Source organism: Cognatundibacterium griseum, from assembly GCF_014284195.1.
GTDB classification, from domain to species: domain Bacteria; phylum Pseudomonadota; class Gammaproteobacteria; order Burkholderiales; family Burkholderiaceae_D; genus Undibacterium; species Undibacterium griseum.
Genome location: NZ_JACOGC010000007.1, coordinates 21,145 through 37,327, shown reverse-complemented (window position 1 = coordinate 37,327; position 16,183 = coordinate 21,145). Strand labels below are relative to the sequence as shown.

The window sequence follows — 16,183 nt, the reverse complement described above, 5'->3', positions numbered from 1 at the left end:
GGCTGAATGATGGGCTGAAAATGAAAAAAGCCGCTGAAAGTTCAGCGGCTTTTTTTTCTGGTCGGAGTACAAGGATTCGAACCTTGGACCCTCTGCTCCCAAAGCAGATGCGCTACCGGGCTGCGCTACACTCCGAAAAACGAATTTTCCTGTAATCAGTTTAGCCTGATTATTCAGAAATAAAAGGGATCGTTTTCACGATCCCTTCAAAACTGGTCGGAGTACAAGGATTCGAACCTTGGACCCTCTGCTCCCAAAGCAGATGCGCTACCGGGCTGCGCTACACTCCGAAGACCAACATATTAGCCTTATCAGGGGACACTGTCAATAGCCGGGCCGGTTCTGTCGTGTGCGACACCGGTCTGCAGGCTGCGCTGGCTGATGAATTCGCGTGTTTCTCCGCTCAGAGGATCATCAAATGCGATCGCTTTTGCCAGTAACTGCAAGGGCGCTGAAAAATCGTCGCCCCGGCAGGCCTGAGTAACGGGATAAAAACTGTCGTTGACGATGGGAGCACCGATGCTCGCAAGATGAACCCGCAACTGATGTTTTTTGCCGGTTACCGGTTTTAAAAGATATAAATTGTATGCACCGTACGATTCTGCAATGTCGATCCATGTTTCAGAATTAATGATGCCAGGTGCTTCCTGCATGGTGAAAAAATGTTCACCTTCACGCATGTGACTTTGATGAGTGCAAGGGAATTGTGTTTCCGGTAATGCCGGTGCCAGGGCGTAATAGGTTTTACGAATCGCGCGTTGCTGAAACAATGCCTGATACCGGCCCCTGGATTCCGGATTGTGTGAAAACAGAATCACGCCGGCAGTTTCCCTGTCCAGCCGGTGAATCGGTGTCAGATGCGGCAGCCCGGTTTCTTTTTTCAGTCTTACCAACAGGGTTTCATGCAAAAAACGGCCGCCGGGTGTGACCGGAAGAAAATGCGGCTTGTCGGCGACCAGCAAATGATCGTCCAGATGCAGGATTGATGCTTCAAAAGGAATCGGTGTTTCGTTTTCCAGTTCACGATAATAATAAATACACATTCCCCGTTTGGCCGGTGTGTCTGGCTGACAAGGAACGCCATGGGCATCGACGACTTCATTTCTGGCTATCCGCAACTGCCATGTCTCTGTGCTAACGTCCGGAAAGTAACTGGTCAGGAAATCCAGGATGTTGTGCCATTTCCCTTCCGGGAGCCAGATGTAGCTGGGGGCAACGCCATCGCGGGCAGGAAGTGGTGCATGCATGGGAAAGATGATTTTTAATCGCTGGACGAAACTTTTATTACTCTGTAATACTAGCATGATGGAAAAAAACACGACCTTGCCCCTGACACTCAGCATCATCATGCAGCGGAGAGCGATCAACAATCGCTGGCAGCCATTTCAGTGGAAACCCATTGAAATTCTGCCGGATATGTCTGATGCCGGAGTCCGCCTGCTGATGTCGGATGAGCATGAACAGCGCTGGATATTTCCAGGATTTGCAGCGCAGCTATTTGCCGATGAAACGCCCGGCTATTTTCTGAATCTGAGCTCAGAAATCCCCTGCTGGTTTGTCATGTGGCGCATGGAGGAAATCAGTGGTGCTGAAGTTGCGGTGCCCAAGACGATTTCCTTGTCCTATGATGAAGCGGCAAGGCAAATGGATGGTGGGGAGCAGGTTGATACCTTACCGCTTTCTGCGGAAGTGGCGGCCTGGCTGGCTGAATATACGCAGCAGCATTTTCGCTATGAAGGTAAGAAGCCACGCAAGCGTCCATCCTTTGAGGGCGGGGAGGGTGTGCAGAAAATGGCTGATGCGGAAAATTCTGCTGCCAGGTTTGTCACTCCGGAAAAAGACCGTCATGGCCGCTGAAGATTTTTTTAACCGCTGGAGCAAGAAACGACCTGCCCGGGAGCTGGCCACAGAGTCGCAGGCAGAGATTTCCGGTGGAAATCTGGCGCGCCAGGATGAGTCACAGCCGGATCAGGGCGTCACGGCAGCGTCACAGGCAGAGACAGAATCCAGATCCCTGACGATGGAAGATGTAAAGACGCTGTCGGATGAATCCGATTTTTCCAGATTCATGGCGCAGGATGTGGATGAGTCTGTGCGGCGTTCCGCAATGAAAAAATTATTTACCAATCCTCATTTCAATGTGATGGATGGGCTGGATATTTATATCGGTGACTATAGCCAGCCCGATCCCTTGCCGGAAGGGATGCTGGAGTCTCTGGCACACGCAAAAAATTTGCTTAACCCGCTGGGTGTGATCGGGCAGCAGTTGCAGCATTTGCTGGAGCCTGAGCCGCAGCCTCGGGTATCTGAGGCAGTTCCGCATACTTCCGCATCATGTGCTGCACTCCACGAGGAAAGTACAAGCGGCGATCCGGATGACGCCGGCATGTCGGCTCAGTCAGTGATCCCGGTTTTACAATCAGCAGAAATACCGACAGAAAAAGATTCCAAGAATGAATCCACAGATCAAAATTTGCAGTTGTAATCACACATTACCGATCAATGCGGCTTCAGCCAGAAAAATCGCAGACGCCATTGGGGCGGAAGCGGTGCAGCACAGCGATATGCTGTGCCGTCGCGAAGCGGGGCAGTTTTTGCAGGCAATGCAAGGTGTGGAGGATGTCATTGTCGGCTGCACTCAGGAACGCGCTTTGTTTTCTGAGTTGGGCCGTGAATCGGTGGCGCCGCTGCGGTTTGTGAATTTAAGAGAGCAGGCCGGATGGTCAGAAGAGGCTCCCAGCACCATTCCCAAGATGGCGGCACTTCTGGCGGCTGCAGCACTGCCGGAGCCGGAGCCGGTACCGGTGGTTAACTATACATCCGATGGTAATTTGCTCATCATTGGTCCGGCCGATGTGGCGATTCCCTGGGCCGATAAACTGGCTTCGCAAATGGCGGTGAACGTGTTGCTGACCGAAGGTGCCGCACATGGTGCGCGGCTGACGGAAAGAACATTCCCCGTCTGGTCCGGTCGTGCAATCACCGTCAGCGGTTATCTGGGGCAGTTTGAGGTTCGCTGGCAGCAGCAAAATCCAATTGATCTGGAAGCCTGCACGCGCTGCAATGCCTGTATTACGTCGTGCCCGGAAAATGCGATTGATTTCAGTTATCAGATTGATCTGGATAAATGCCGGGATCACCGTGATTGCGTCAAAGCCTGCGGCCCGATTGGTGCGATTGATTTTGAACGTGTCGCAACCGGGCGCGATACACAGGCCGATCTGGTGCTCGACCTGTCGCGCAATGCTTTACTGAAAATGTCTGATAAGCCGCAAGGATATTTTGCCCCCGGCGCGGATGTTGCCGCGCAGTTTGAGGCAGTGCTGACACTGACGCAAATGACCGGAGAGTTTGAAAAACCCAAATTTTTTCATTACAAGGACAAACTTTGCGCGCACAGTCGTAGTGGAAAGCAAGGCTGCACGGCATGTCTGGATGTCTGCTCCACGGAGGCGATTTCTTCGGCCGGTGACAAAGTTTCCGTCAATCCGAATCTTTGTGCCGGCTGTGGCGCCTGTACGACCGTGTGTCCGACCGGCGCCATGAGCTACGCTTACATGCGTGCACCGGATACGGGGTCGCATATCCGTACCATGCTGCAGGCTTATCATCGTGCCGGCGGACAGGATGCGGCACTCCTGTTGCATAGTAAGCAGGCAGGTGCAGCATTGTTGCTGGAAGTTGGTCAACTGGCACGGGCAGGTGGCCGCGGCTTACCGGCACGTATGATTCCGCTGGCTTTGCATCACACGGCTTCGACTGGTATGGATCTGTGGCTGTCCGCCGTCTGCTATGGCGCGACCCAGATCGTGATTCTGATGACTGACGAAGAAGCGCCGGAATACCGTGCTGCCCTGGAAAAAGAAATCCGCGTTGCGCAGACAATATTGAATGGGCTGGGATATCAGGGGCAGCACATAGTACTGCTGGCGGATTCCTCGGCAAGTCGTCTGCCGCAGCAGTTGTACGCGATGAGTGCCGCCCATACTCCGCCGGTGGCCACTTTTCATGTCGCGAAGGATAAGCGGGAAGCGCTGGACTTTGCACTCAGCCATTTATTGCTGCATGCCCCTGTTGCTGTTTCAGAAGTGGCCTTACCCAAGGGAGCGTTGTACGGTAGTGTGGCAGTCAATCAGGATGCCTGTACCTTGTGCATGTCCTGTGTCGGCGCCTGCCCGTCTTCTGCGCTGATGGATAATGCCTCGATGCCGCAATTGCGTTTCATTGAGCGTAACTGCGTGCAATGCGGCTTGTGTGAAGAGACTTGCCCGGAACAGGCGATTACCCTGACGCCGCGTCTGCTGCTGGGGGAAGAGGCAAAACAAACCAGAATACTGAATGAGGCGCAACCCTATCACTGCATTCGTTGCAGCAAGCCGTTTGCGACTGCCCAGATGATTGAGAGCATGTTGTTGAAGCTCTCCGGGCATCAGGCTTTTGCCGGACATCTGGACCGTATCCGCATGTGCGCAGATTGCCGGGTGGTTGATATGATGAGCACGCAGGAAGCGCGCCGCCCGCAATGACTGCGCCGGTACGCGCCCGCTTTTCCCCTACTTAGGCAGGTATATGGAAACATCGACACAGATTAAATTTGAAACTCCCGATCAGGGCGAGGAGACGGCGCGTGCTGATTTGTACGGTTTGCTGGCCGCCTTGTTTTATGCACCACCTTCACCGGAGTTATTGCAGACAATGCGGTCATCGGCAGTCGCGGGCGAGGGGGTGCTGGGACAGGCGTGGGCGGACATGGTCAATATGGCAAACCAGCTGGATGTTCAAACCATCAGCGACGAATATGCACAGTTATTTATTGGCACCGGGAAGCCTGAGATTTTGTTGTACGGATCTTATTACCTCAGTGGATTTCTGATGGAAAAACCACTGGCTGCGCTACGCAGTGACCTTCAGCAGCTTGGTCTTGAACGCGCAGATCAGGTGATGGAAACGGAGGATCATATTGCGTCATTGTGTGAGGTAATGCGTTACCTGATTGCCTCGGAAGACATACTGCAAGCTAATCTGGGGACACAAAAGCAGTTTTTCTCGACCCATCTGCAAAGTTGGGCGGGTGATCTGTGCGGGACGATCATTGCGCATCCTCAGGCTCGGTTCTATGCAGCGCTGGCACAACTCACGAAAATCTTTCTGGAGGTGGAAGCACAATCATTCGACATGGAATAAGGGACAACACGTATTTTCACGTTTCAATGAAAATTTTTACACCAAAGAAATGAAAATTTGTATTAAATTGAAAAATCAAAAGCAGGTGATTTTTTAAATTTCGAGTAGACTGAACAATCAGACGCCAGAGACGTCAACCCGTTGCCAGAATAAAGAGCTATGCACGGGAGCAGATACCGCATGAGCATGTCTTTTCTGCAAGCTCTGCCGATCAGCCTACCTTACCGGAGACGGACATGGAACAAAAAATAAAACGCCGTAATTTACTGGGCGGACTGGGCGTGGCCGCTGCCGGACTGCTGGCATTCAAATCGGCACCAGTCGTACAGCAAAAAATCACGGAAGCGGTTGCTGCAGAACCCGCAGGCGATGGCTATCGCCTGACTGAGCACATCAAGAAATACTACCGTACCACCACTATCTGATAGCGAGGCGAGCTATGCTATTAACCCGCAAAGGCGATGCTGCATCGCGCACAAACAACCGTTTTTCGTCCGGTCTGGCCGACACGCTGTCGCGTGCGCTGCCCACGATGGACCGACGCGGATTCCTGAAACGTTCCGGTATCGGTGTCGGTGCCGGGATTGCGGCTTCGCAGCTGGGACTGATTCAGAAGGCACGTGCCACCGGTGCTGCCAGTGAAAAATCTGGCAACAGCAAGATTGAAGTCCGTCGCACAGTCTGCACCCATTGTTCCGTCGGTTGTGCGGTGGATGCCGTGGTGGAAAATGGCGTCTGGGTGAGGCAGGAGCCGGTATTTGATTCACCCATCAATCTCGGTGCGCATTGCGCGAAAGGTGCTGCACTGCGCGAGCACGGGCATGGTGAATATCGCCTCAAGTATCCGATGAAGCTGATTAACGGTAAATATCAGCGCATCAGCTGGGATCAGGCGCTGACAGAAATTGCTGACAAGCTGCTGGAGATTAAGAAAACTTCCGGCCCAGATTCTACCTTCTTCGTTGGCTCATCCAAGCACAATAATGAGCAGGCGATGCTGCTGCGTAAATTCGTCTCTTTTTACGGAACGAACAACACCGATCACCAGGCACGTATCTGCCACTCCACCACGGTTGCGGGTGTGGCCAACACCTGGGGTTATGGCGCGATGACCAACAGCTACAACGATATGCAAAATGCGAAAGCCGCGTTGTATATCGGTTCCAATGCCGCCGAGGCGCATCCTGTTTCGATGTTGCATCTGTTGCACGCCAAAGAAAACGGCTGCAAGGTGATCGTGGTTGATCCACGTTATACCCGTACTGCGGCAAAATCGAACCAGTACATCCGCATTCGTTCCGGCTCCGATATTCCTTTCCTGTACGGCATGATGTATCACATCTTCAAGAACGGCTGGGAAGATAAACAATACATCCACGACCGTGTGTACGGCATGGAAAAAATTAAAGAAGAAGCGCTGAAGTGGACGCCGGAAAAAGTCGAAGAGGCTTGCGGCGTACCCGAGGCGCAAGTGTATCAGGCTGCTGAAACGATGGCGCTGAATCGTCCATCGACCGTCGTATGGTGCATGGGGCAGACCCAGCACACCATCGGCAATGCGATCGTGCGTGCATCTTGTCTGCTACAACTGGTGCTCGGTAATATCGGTAAATCCGGTGGCGGCACGAATATTTTCCGCGGTCACGACAACGTGCAGGGTGCGACCGATGTGGGTCCAAACCCTGATTCATTACCGGGCTATTTTGGTCTGGCAGCGGGCGCCTGGAAACACTGGTGCAATGTCTGGGGTGTGGATTACGAATGGGTCAAGAAGCAGTTTGCCTCTCAGGCCATGATGGAAAAATCCGGCACCACGGTATCGCGCTGGATCGATGCGGTTCTGGAAAAGAGTGAACTGATCGATCAGGAAAACAGCGTCAAGGCGATGGTGTTCTGGGGTCATGCACCTAACTCCCAGACCCGTGGTCTGGAAATGAAAAAAGCGTTTGATAAGCTCGACATGCTGGTGGTGATTGACCCTTATCCATCCGCTACGGCAGCGATGGCCGCCATGAAAGTTGATGGACAGGAGCTTAATCCCAAGCGTCAGGTATATCTGCTTCCGGCCGCTACACAGTTTGAGACGTCCGGTTCAGTTACCGCGTCTAATCGTTCGATTCAATGGCGTGAAAAAGTCATTGAGCCGCTGTTTGAATCCCGCACTGATCACATGATTATGTATCAGCTGGCAGAAAAACTCGGTTTTGCCAAAGAGCTGGTGGCAAAACTGAAAATGGTGCCTGGTAAAGGTGGCATGATGGAACCTGAGCCTGAATCCATGCTGCAAGAGATTAATCGTGGTACGTGGACGATTGGTTATACCGGTCAGTCGCCGGAACGCCTGAAGGCGCATATGCGCAATATGCATCTGTTTGATGTAAAAACGCTCAAATGCAAAGGTGGTAAGGACTCGGTCAGTGGTTACGACATGACTGGCGATTATTTTGGTTTGCCGTGGCCTTGTTATGGAACGCCTGAACTGAAACATCCGGGTTCGCCGAATTTGTACGACACCTCCAAGCACGTGATGGAAGGCGGCGGTAATTTCCGTGCCAATTTCGGGGTGGAACGTGATGGCGTCAGCCTGCTGGCGGAAGATGGCTCACATTCACTCGGTGCTGATATCACGACGGGTTATCCGGAATTCGACCATATTTTGCTGAAAAAACTGGGCTGGTGGGACGATCTGACCGAAGCCGAGAAAAAAGCTGCAGAAGGTAAAAACTGGAAAACCGATTTGTCCGGCGGCATTCAGCGCGTGGTTATGCAGGTACATGGCTGCCATCCGTTTGGTAACGCCAAAGCGCGTGCTGTGGTCTGGAATTTCCCTGATCCGGTCCCGCAGCACCGCGAGCCTTTGTTCGGTACCCGTCCTGACTTGGTGGCGAAGTATCCGACCCATGACGATAAAAAATCTTTCTGGCGCTTACCGACACTGTACAAATCGGTGCAGCAGAAAAATATCGAGGCAAAGCTGTATGAAAAATTCCCGATCATCCTGACTTCCGGTCGCCTGACTGAATATGAGGGCGGTGGTGAGGAAACCCGTTCCAATCCGTGGCTGGCAGAACTGCAGCAGGAAAATTTTGTCGAGCTGAATCCAAAAGCAGCATCCGATCGTGGTATCCGGAACGGTGAATTTGTCATCGTCTCCACCCCGACCGGGGCGCGCATCAAGGTACGTGCCCTGGTAACGCCGCGTGTTGCGGAAGACACGGCATTCATTCCTTTCCATTTCTCTGGCTGGTGGCAGGGCAAGGATATGAAAGAGTTTTATCCGGAAGGCGCGATGCCGATTGTGAGGGGTGAAGCCGTGAACACGGCCACCACTTATGGTTATGACTCGGTCACGATGATGCAGGAAACCAAGACCACGATTTGCAATATCGAACGGTTCTCAGCGTAATTTCACAGGAGAGAAAAATGGCAAGAATGAAATTTATCTGTGATGCAGAGCGCTGTATCGAATGCAATAGCTGCGTGACGGCGTGTAAAAACGAACATGAAGTCCCATGGGGCGTGAACCGTCGGCGCGTAGTGACGGTGAATGATGGCGTGATCGGTCAGGAAAAATCAATTTCCGTCGCCTGCATGCATTGCTCGGATGCGCCCTGCATGGCGGTTTGCCCGGTGGACTGCTTTTACCGCACTGACGAAGGTGTGGTGTTGCATAACAAGGATATCTGCATCGGTTGCGGCTATTGTTCCTACGCCTGCCCGTTTGGTGCGCCGCAGTTTCCGTCGAATGGCACATTTGGCCTGCGCGGCAAAATGGACAAATGCACGTTCTGTTCTGGCGGACCAGAAGAAGACGGTTCCGAGAAAGAGTTTGAGAAATACGGACGCAATCGTCTGGCGGAAGGCAAGCTGCCTTTGTGTGCCGAAATGTGTTCCACCAAGGCTTTGCTGGGTGGCGATGGTGACGTGATCTCTGAAATTTTCCGTAATCGCGTGGTCAAGCGTGGCAAGGGCAGTGAAATCTGGGGCTGGGGAACTGCTTACGGCAAGGCACCGCATGCGGATGCGAAACCGGAATTGCAGCCTGCAACGGAGAAATAATCATGAAAACCATTTCCTTCAGCATGATGCTGGTTGCAGCATCCGTGCTGCTTTCCGGCTGCGGGGAGCGCGATCAGGCCACAACGACTAAGCGTGGACTGGTCGATGAAAAGGCATGGAATGGCGCGCACAATGAATTTGTCGCCAAGGGCTGGAACAAGGGCGATAAAACCAGTTGGGAAAATCAGGTGCGCGCTCGCGGTCAATACCAGAATGAGTATGTCAAAACCAACTAAAGACATGGAGCTGGCATGAAAGCTTTAATACTTGCCATGACGCTGGCGCTGGCGTCCCAGTTCAGCATGGCGCAGCAGGCGAATGCCGGAAGCAGGGAGGCGCAGGCTCAGTCTGCCCAGACATCTTCAGCGCAACCGCCGGCGGCGACATTGCCCGGTGTCGAGTCGGTCGATATCCTGAAACAGAATCAGGCCGAGCGTAGTCAGACCCAGCCGGGTAATCTGGCGCCGGTTTTCCGCAGTGTGGCAGATGGTACCAAACACTATTCCAGCCTGCCTGCGCTGGAGGCCGGTGTGCTGATACAGGGCAAAACGCAGTTTCCCGGTCAGAGCCGTGCCACGACAGCCGGTGAAGCATGGCGTCAGTATCGCAACGGACCATTGACGATGATCGGCGGCACGCTGTTGCTGGTGGCGCTGGCAGCGGTGGCTGCCATGTACTTTTTCCGTGGACAGATCAAGCTGGACGGCCCGCGTACCGGCAGGCTGATTGAACGATTTACGCCGACCGAAAGAACGCTGCACTGGAGCATGGCAATCAGCTTCGTCACGCTGGCAGTTTCTGGCGGGATTATTTTGTTTGGCAAGCATATTCTGTTGCCGTTTTTTGGCCTGACCCTGTTTGGCTGGCTGGCTTTTCTGTGCAAGAACATCCACAATTTTGCCGGCCCGGTATTCACCCTGTCGATCATCCTGTTTTTCATTCAGTTCGTGCGAGATAACCTGCCGGATGCTTCTGATATCAAATGGCTGAGCAAAATGGGCGGACTGATGAGTGGTGAACATGTGAGTTCACACCGTTTTAACGCCGGTGAAAAAATCGTTTTCTGGGGCGTGGTCGTTGCGCTTGGTCTGGTTATCAGCGCTTCCGGATTTGTGCTGGACATGCTGATTCCCGGATTTGAATACTCCCGGGCGTACATGCAGATCGCCAGTATCGTGCATGTGGTTGCGGCAGTATTGGCGGCATCGGCAGTGATCGGGCATATCTATCTCGGCACGCTCGGGATGGAAGGCGCTTATGAAGCCATGCGTACTGGCTATGTGGATGATGTCTGGGCGAAAGAGCATCACGACTTGTGGTATGCCGATATTGAACAGGGAAAAATTCCACGCGTGCGAAGCGCAGAACAAGGCGTTCCTGAGCCGGTTGCCCACTCAGGTGCCGGTGCCTGATTTTCTGGAGAATAGGATGAATGTACCTCAAAACATGGCGCATCTGATGCGCGCTGCCGCAACGCTGCTGCTGGTGGGCAGCGGTGCCGTACAGGCAAAATTGCCGGAGCCTTCACCCGAAGCCAAGGCAAAGGCGGAGGAAGCGAAGGCAAAAGCTGCCTGGTCGGATAAGGTGGCGGCATTCCAGCTGTGTAAAGCGCAGGATCGTGTCGCAACCCATTATCATAAAGAAAAAAACAGTCAACCTGCCACGGTGACGACCCCAGCCTGTGCTGATCCCGGCCCCCATGTTCCGCCGGAAGCCGCTGCAGCGCCAGCCCCAGTGACGTCCGTGTCCGTGCCCCCATCGGTTGCTCAGAAAAAGTAATGTAAAAGCGGTATTGATGCTGTAAATTACCTGCTAAATTACATACTCCCCCGGATTTTCGCCTTTTTGCTCCTGAGGCCGTTGAGAATAAAAGGGCTTTTAGTATACTCCGGGGGAGTATATTTGAATGTCTTTATGCCTGCTGGCAGATATTTTCCTCATGCCTGATACCTTGCCTTTGCCGGAACTGAGCCAGTCGACCATCGCATTCACCAGAGAAGTGCAGGTGACGGATGAACGCGGTCGTTCCAGCCTGATTTCGATTCCAGCAGAAAGACCATTGACCGTGTATCTGGATAAGCGTGAGCTGGTCACGCTGATGAGCATGGGGTGTAATCCTGAAGCACTGGTGCTTGGCTATCTGCGCAATCAGCGTCTGGTCAGGGATATTCACCAGATTGCAGCGGTGCAGGTGGACTGGGAGGTCGGCGCAGCGGCAGTCACGACCCGAAACGGCGTCGTGGATATTGAAGAGCGCACGGCCAAGCGGGTCGTGACCACGGGTTGTGGCCAGGGCACGGTATTTGGCGGATTGATGGATGAAGTTGACCAGATCGTGTTGCCGGATCAGGCACGTATCCGGCAGTCGGCACTTTACCGGATCATCGACACCATCCGCACCCAGCAATCCGTCTATAAAAAAGCAGGCTCCGTGCATGGCTGCGCCTTGTTTTCTCAGCATGGCGATTTACTGTATTTCGTTGAAGATGTCGGTCGCCATAATGCGGTCGATGCCATCGCCGGTAAGATGTGGTTGGATGGCATGGAGGGCGGCGATAAAATTTTTTACACGACGGGCCGACTGACTTCCGAAATGGTGATCAAAGGAGCGCAAATGGGTATTCCTATTCTGTTGTCGCGTTCCGGTACGACAGAAATGGGACATCAGGTTGCCGAGCAGGTCGGTATGAGTTTGTTTTCCCGCTGCACAGGCAGGCACTTTCTGTTGCTGACGCATGCGCAGCGGATGGTGTTTGAGCCAGAGTTATTTGCCGAAGTCATGACGGTCACCGAACAGGTCTGATTGATTGTTCCGGCAAGCTTGGCGTTGGCTGCCGGTATCCCGATGAGAGCGAAAACGGTAAAATACCGCTTTTAACTTTTCTGTATGCTCAGGTCGCTTGCTTCTGTTTCGCAGTCAGACCGCGCATTCCATTCCATGACAGTCCGTACCCGTTTTGCTCCCAGCCCGACCGGCTATCTCCACGTTGGTGGTGCCCGCACCGCTTTGTTCAGCTGGGCATTTGCCCGTCATCATGGCGGCACATTTGTACTGCGTATCGAAGATACCGATCTGGAGCGCTCCACACCGGAAGCGGTACAGGCAATTCTGGACGGCATGAACTGGCTGGGGCTGGTGCATGACGAAGGTCCTTTCTACCAGATGCAGCGTATGGACCGTTACCGTGCCGTGCTGGCGGAGATGCTGGCGAATGGTACGGCCTACCATTGTTATTCTTCGCCGGAAGAAGTCGAGGCCATGCGCGAACGCCAGCGCGCTGCCGGTGAAAAACCGCGCTACGACGGCACCTGGCGTCCGGAAAGTGGTAAAACCCTGCCAGCGATTCCGGCAGACCGCAAGCCTGTGATTCGCTTTAAAAATCCGCTGGATGGCGATGTGACCTGGCATGATGTCGTCAAAGGCCAAATCACCATCAACAACCGCGAGCTGGATGATCTGGTGATTGCCCGTCCGGATGGCACACCCACTTACAATTTTTGCGTTGCAGTCGATGACTGGGATATGCAGATCACGCATGTTATTCGCGGCGACGATCATGTGAACAACACCCCACGCCAGATCAACATTCTTAATGCACTCGGTGCGACGCTGCCCCAATACGGCCACGTGCCGATGATTCTCGGAACGGATGGACAGAAATTATCAAAGCGCCGTGATGCCGTTAGCGTCATGGATTACTCCGATAAAGGTTATCTGCCGGAAGCGATGTTGAACTATCTGGCTCGCCTGGGCTGGAGTCATGGCGATGATGAAATTTTCTCCATGGAGCAGATGTGCAGCTGGTTTGATCTGACCCATTTATCCGGGGCTGCGGCGCAATTTAATCCCGAAAAACTGGCATGGATCAATAATCACTACATCAAGGCGGCAGACAATCAGCGTCTGGCGGATCTGGTGCAGCCTGCCATGCTGAAAGACGGCGCTATTTTTGACGGCGCTCCGTCATTGCCAGCAGTGATCGCCTTACTGAAGGAAAGAGCGAACACCACTGTCGAGCTGGCGCAGTCGGCAATGCTGTTTTACCGGCAGCCGGCTCCAGATGCCGCGTTATTACAGCAGCATCTGACCGACGCGATCCGTCCGGCGCTGAAGCAATATACCGAATTGTGCCGCACAGTCGAATGGAATAAGGCCGCGATTTCCGCCGCATTGAAGCAGGTGCTGGCGGAGCATGGTTTGAAAATGCCACAACTGGCGATGCCGTTGCGTCTGCTGCTGACCGGGCAGTTGCAGACACCATCGATTGATGCGGTGATTGAATTGTTTGGCCGGGACGTGGTTCTCGCTCGCCTGACGAATACGGCCGACTGAGCATTTTGACCGGGGAGGGCTTTACAATATAACGCCTATCCCCTATAATCTTTCTTCTGTTCTGCATCGGGGGTATAGCTCAGCTGGGAGAGCGCTTGCATGGCATGCAAGAGGTCAGCGGTTCGATCCCGCTTACCTCCACCAAAAAAGCAGAACAAACACTTGTTGTCCCCATCGTCTAGAGGCCTAGGACATCACCCTTTCACGGTGAGTACAGGGGTTCGAATCCCCTTGGGGACGCCAATAAATTTTATTGCGGACAGCAAGTGCAGGTCAGTACGGACAGAATATGTCCCCATCGTCTAGAGGCCTAGGACATCACCCTTTCACGGTGAGTACAGGGGTTCGAATCCCCTTGGGGACGCCAGGATTCAAACCAGTCATTTATCCGGTTCCACAGATAAGACTGTCAATGGACATAGGTCCCCATCGTCTAGAGGCCTAGGACATCACCCTTTCACGGTGAGTACAGGGGTTCGAATCCCCTTGGGGACGCCAGAATATCAAGAAAAAGCCCGTTTTTGACGGGCTTTTTCTTTTTGCCGTTCGAGTTATCTATGGAAAAAAAGTAGCGCCTCCTTGCTGTTTTTTTGCGATCAAAATTGATTTCTCGTTGTAAAGCAGGTCAATTTTTTCGCCAGCGTTCAAATATTTTTCTAGCCTGTTTTCCGGCTGCGCAAATTTCATGACACTTGCATCAGGTAAGGGCAATGAAATGCGCTCCCGTCTCTCTGACGCAGATGCACCACAGGGAGCGGCGACAATATGGCTAAATGAGGATTTGTCGGAACAGGCGCAGGAGATTTTAAGCGGCGCATCTGAAAATCGTTTTGCAAAAAACGCGCACTGCATAAGCTTCCTCGAAAAGAGTCTGAACCCAAAACCTGCCAGACGCGCTTTGCTTAATATATCAATGCTACACTGATTACCCTTCTGATTTAATTAATTGACATTCCATGAAGACAAGCGATTTCCTCTCGATTCCTGCGCTGGTCGGTCTGGTGTTGGGCCTGGCGGCATCTCCGGATTTACTGGCGATTGAAAAAGCGAGCGCTGCAGCGCATGCGGACGGCATAGATTGGCGTAAAGATAATAATCTGGATGCTGCATTTGCACAGGCAAAAGCATCCGGTCGTCCATTATTTCTCTATTGGGGGGCTGCCTGGTGCCCTCCATGCAATCAGGTAAAGGCAACAATTTTTAACCGGCAGGAATTTATCGATAAATCACGTCACTTCGTTCCGGTTTATCTGGATGGCGATAGCCCTGGTGCGCAGAAGCTGGGAGCGCAATTTAAGGTTCGCGGTTATCCGACCATGATCTTGTTGAAAGCCGATGGTACCGAGATCACACGTTTGCCGGGTGAAGTTGACTCAGGGCGTTACTTGCAAGTGCTGACGCTGGCACTAAATACCTCGGTGTCTGTGAATGACACGCTGAAAATTGCGCTGGGCGGTGGGAAGTCCTTGCGCCATGATGACTGGAGTTTGCTGGCAGACTATTCATGGGATGATCCTGAACAAAAACTGGTGGCGCCGAAAGATGTGCCCCAGACCTTGTATCGGCTGGCGGAACTCAGCCCGGCGGGCCCGGATGCTGCGCGTTTATATTTCCGTGCTTTACTGGCGATTGCCTCAGCTAAACCCGGACAGACCGTGCCCGAACTGGATAAAGCAGTGGCGACCCAACGGCTGATCAAGATCCTGAACGATGCAAAAACGGCGCGCGACAATCTTGATCTGGTGGCTGGTGCCGCAGCTGATCTGAGCCGTTTTCTGACTATGCCTCAGTCAGCGCCGCGTAATCAACTTGTTGCAGCATGGAATATCGCTTTGGTCCGGTTGGCGGATGATCAGCGTCTTTCCCGCACTGACCGGCTGGAGGCGCTGAATGCGCAGGTCGCGCTGGCTGCTCTGGATGGCGCGAAGCCGCAAGCCGCACTACAAAATGAGATCCGCAAACGGGTTACCCAGATTGAACAGGCAACGACAGATGCGTATGAACGCCAGTCCGTGGTGAATTCAGCGGCGCATGCGTTGAGTGATGCCGGTTTGCTGGACGATGCGGATCAGTTGTTGAAGGCCGAGTTAAAACGTTCCCATTCACCTTATTATTTCATGTCGTCCTTGGGGAGTAATGCGAAGAAGCGTGGCGATAAGACAGCGGCAGTCAGCTGGTATGAGCAGGCTTATCAGGCATCCAGGGGACCTGCGACCCGCCTGCAGTGGGGTTCCAGTTATGTGATGAATCTGGTCGACCTGACTCCGGCGGATGATGCGAAAATCTCCAGCGTGACATCTGCCATATTTGATGAACTGGATAAAACTGACCATGCATTTTATGAGCGCAACCGTGCCTATCTTGAAAAAATGGGTAAAAAGCTGAACGACTGGAATAAGGATGGTAAACATCAGGCCGCGTACCAGAAGCTGCGCACTCAGTTAAATGGGATCTGTGCCAGATTGCCTGATGCAGATGATCAGAAGGCTGTCTGTCAGGGCGTTCTGGGCAAGGCCTGAATTGTTGGCCGCCTAGGCCTGCTGGCCGGTTAGGCGAAGCAGTCCGGAAACAAAAAATGCGGCGTTTTGCCGCATTTTTTTATTCCAT

Annotated in this window: 15 protein-coding genes and 6 tRNA genes; 17 read left to right on the top strand and 4 right to left on the bottom strand. The window is 53.1% G+C overall.

Translation table 11 applies throughout. The features are described from left to right. Window positions 1-58: 58 nt before the first annotated feature. The 3 genes from H8K27_RS14820 to H8K27_RS14810 all read right to left on the bottom strand — a co-directional run bounded on the left by H8K27_RS14820 (window position 59) and on the right by H8K27_RS14810 (window position 1,247). A tRNA-Pro gene (locus tag H8K27_RS14820) sits at window positions 59-135 on the bottom strand. Between the two features lie 78 nt (window positions 136-213). Next, window positions 214-290, bottom strand: a tRNA-Pro gene (locus tag H8K27_RS14815). A 21-nt stretch (window positions 291-311) separates the two neighbouring features. After that, window positions 312-1,247 (bottom strand): pseudouridine synthase, encoded by a 936-nt coding sequence (locus H8K27_RS14810; RefSeq protein WP_186863950.1) that lies wholly within the window; start codon window positions 1,245-1,247, stop codon window positions 312-314. A 55-nt stretch (window positions 1,248-1,302) separates the two neighbouring features. Between H8K27_RS14810 and H8K27_RS14805 the strand changes: the two genes are divergently transcribed. The 16 genes from H8K27_RS14805 to H8K27_RS14730 all read left to right on the top strand — a co-directional run bounded on the left by H8K27_RS14805 (window position 1,303) and on the right by H8K27_RS14730 (window position 14,074). After that, window positions 1,303-1,857, top strand: a complete 555-nt coding sequence (locus tag H8K27_RS14805; protein WP_230419372.1) for a DUF3305 domain-containing protein — start codon at window positions 1,303-1,305, stop codon at window positions 1,855-1,857. Further along, window positions 1,847-2,485 carry a DUF3306 domain-containing protein gene (locus H8K27_RS14800; protein WP_186863949.1) on the top strand — a complete coding sequence of 213 codons (639 nt, stop codon included), beginning with the start codon at window positions 1,847-1,849 and terminating at the stop codon, window positions 2,483-2,485. Before H8K27_RS14805 ends, H8K27_RS14800 begins: the two co-directional genes overlap by 11 nt. Then, window positions 2,454-4,526: a 4Fe-4S dicluster domain-containing protein gene (locus H8K27_RS14795; RefSeq protein WP_186863948.1), complete on the top strand. Its 2,073-nt coding sequence runs from the start codon at window positions 2,454-2,456 to the stop codon at window positions 4,524-4,526. Before H8K27_RS14800 ends, H8K27_RS14795 begins: the two co-directional genes overlap by 32 nt. A 43-nt stretch (window positions 4,527-4,569) precedes the next feature. Then, window positions 4,570-5,184 carry a TorD/DmsD family molecular chaperone gene (locus H8K27_RS14790; protein ID WP_186863947.1) on the top strand — a complete coding sequence of 205 codons (615 nt, stop codon included), beginning with the start codon at window positions 4,570-4,572 and terminating at the stop codon, window positions 5,182-5,184. A gap of 236 nt (window positions 5,185-5,420) precedes the next feature. Then, window positions 5,421-5,609: a hypothetical protein gene (locus H8K27_RS14785; RefSeq protein ID WP_186863946.1), complete on the top strand. Its 189-nt coding sequence runs from the start codon at window positions 5,421-5,423 to the stop codon at window positions 5,607-5,609. A gap of 14 nt (window positions 5,610-5,623) precedes the next feature. Beyond that, window positions 5,624-8,590, top strand: coding sequence for a formate dehydrogenase subunit alpha (locus H8K27_RS14780; RefSeq protein WP_186863945.1), 2,967 nt, complete (start codon window positions 5,624-5,626; stop codon window positions 8,588-8,590). Window positions 8,591-8,607: 17 nt separating this feature from the next. Beyond that, window positions 8,608-9,243: a formate dehydrogenase FDH3 subunit beta gene (gene fdh3B, locus H8K27_RS14775; protein WP_186863944.1), complete on the top strand. Its 636-nt coding sequence runs from the start codon at window positions 8,608-8,610 to the stop codon at window positions 9,241-9,243. A 2-nt stretch (window positions 9,244-9,245) separates the two neighbouring features. Continuing rightward, entirely contained in the window at window positions 9,246-9,479 is a 234-nt protein-coding gene (locus tag H8K27_RS14770; protein ID WP_186863943.1) for a lipoprotein, read from the top strand. A 15-nt stretch (window positions 9,480-9,494) separates the two neighbouring features. Next, complete coding sequence (locus H8K27_RS14765) at window positions 9,495-10,655, top strand: formate dehydrogenase subunit gamma (RefSeq protein WP_230419371.1); 1,161 nt, start codon at window positions 9,495-9,497, stop codon at window positions 10,653-10,655. 16 nt (window positions 10,656-10,671) lie between these two features. After that, window positions 10,672-11,022: a hypothetical protein gene (locus H8K27_RS14760; RefSeq protein ID WP_408058459.1), complete on the top strand. Its 351-nt coding sequence runs from the start codon at window positions 10,672-10,674 to the stop codon at window positions 11,020-11,022. A 172-nt stretch (window positions 11,023-11,194) separates the two neighbouring features. Next, on the top strand, window positions 11,195-12,046 hold the full coding sequence (locus tag H8K27_RS14755) for a formate dehydrogenase accessory sulfurtransferase FdhD (RefSeq protein ID WP_186864026.1): 852 nt from the start codon (window positions 11,195-11,197) through the stop codon (window positions 12,044-12,046). Window positions 12,047-12,181: 135 nt separating this feature from the next. Continuing rightward, the gene (gene gltX, locus H8K27_RS14750) at window positions 12,182-13,576 is read left to right on the top strand and encodes a glutamate--tRNA ligase (protein ID WP_186863942.1); all 1,395 of its coding nucleotides are present in this window, start codon (window positions 12,182-12,184) and stop codon (window positions 13,574-13,576) included. Between the two features lie 68 nt (window positions 13,577-13,644). Beyond that, window positions 13,645-13,720, top strand: a tRNA-Ala gene (locus H8K27_RS14745). 23 nt (window positions 13,721-13,743) lie between these two features. Further along, window positions 13,744-13,819: transfer RNA gene (locus tag H8K27_RS14740), tRNA-Glu, on the top strand. Window positions 13,820-13,867: 48 nt separating this feature from the next. Continuing rightward, window positions 13,868-13,943, top strand: a tRNA-Glu gene (locus H8K27_RS14735). 55 nt (window positions 13,944-13,998) lie between these two features. Beyond that, window positions 13,999-14,074 (top strand) — tRNA-Glu (locus H8K27_RS14730). A 57-nt stretch (window positions 14,075-14,131) separates the two neighbouring features. Here H8K27_RS14730 and H8K27_RS14725 read toward each other — a convergent pair. Continuing rightward, entirely contained in the window at window positions 14,132-14,428 is a 297-nt protein-coding gene (locus H8K27_RS14725; RefSeq protein WP_186863941.1) for a hypothetical protein, read from the bottom strand. Between the two features lie 104 nt (window positions 14,429-14,532). Here H8K27_RS14725 and H8K27_RS14720 point away from each other — a divergent pair, with 104 nt between their 5' ends. Then, window positions 14,533-16,095: a thioredoxin family protein gene (locus H8K27_RS14720; RefSeq protein ID WP_186863940.1), complete on the top strand. Its 1,563-nt coding sequence runs from the start codon at window positions 14,533-14,535 to the stop codon at window positions 16,093-16,095. Window positions 16,096-16,183 lie beyond the last annotated feature (88 nt).

Bases quoted from the DNA above. Each gene is read 5' to 3' on its own strand.
- H8K27_RS14810 (WP_186863950.1), bottom strand. From the start codon at position 1,247: ATGCATGCACCACTTCCTGCCCGCGATGGCGTTGCCCCCAGCTACATC.
- H8K27_RS14805 (WP_230419372.1), top strand. From the start codon at position 1,303: ATGATGGAAAAAAACACGACCTTGCCCCTGACACTCAGCATCATCATG.
- H8K27_RS14800 (WP_186863949.1), top strand. From the start codon at position 1,847: ATGGCCGCTGAAGATTTTTTTAACCGCTGGAGCAAGAAACGACCTGCC.
- H8K27_RS14795 (WP_186863948.1), top strand. From the start codon at position 2,454: ATGAATCCACAGATCAAAATTTGCAGTTGTAATCACACATTACCGATC.
- H8K27_RS14790 (WP_186863947.1), top strand. From the start codon at position 4,570: ATGGAAACATCGACACAGATTAAATTTGAAACTCCCGATCAGGGCGAG.
- H8K27_RS14785 (WP_186863946.1), top strand. From the start codon at position 5,421: ATGGAACAAAAAATAAAACGCCGTAATTTACTGGGCGGACTGGGCGTG.
- H8K27_RS14780 (WP_186863945.1), top strand. From the start codon at position 5,624: ATGCTATTAACCCGCAAAGGCGATGCTGCATCGCGCACAAACAACCGT.
- fdh3B (WP_186863944.1), top strand. From the start codon at position 8,608: ATGGCAAGAATGAAATTTATCTGTGATGCAGAGCGCTGTATCGAATGC.
- H8K27_RS14770 (WP_186863943.1), top strand. From the start codon at position 9,246: ATGAAAACCATTTCCTTCAGCATGATGCTGGTTGCAGCATCCGTGCTG.
- H8K27_RS14765 (WP_230419371.1), top strand. From the start codon at position 9,495: ATGAAAGCTTTAATACTTGCCATGACGCTGGCGCTGGCGTCCCAGTTC.
- H8K27_RS14760 (WP_408058459.1), top strand. From the start codon at position 10,672: ATGAATGTACCTCAAAACATGGCGCATCTGATGCGCGCTGCCGCAACG.
- gltX (WP_186863942.1), top strand. From the start codon at position 12,182: ATGACAGTCCGTACCCGTTTTGCTCCCAGCCCGACCGGCTATCTCCAC.
- H8K27_RS14725 (WP_186863941.1), bottom strand. From the start codon at position 14,428: ATGCAGTGCGCGTTTTTTGCAAAACGATTTTCAGATGCGCCGCTTAAA.
- H8K27_RS14720 (WP_186863940.1), top strand. From the start codon at position 14,533: ATGAAGACAAGCGATTTCCTCTCGATTCCTGCGCTGGTCGGTCTGGTG.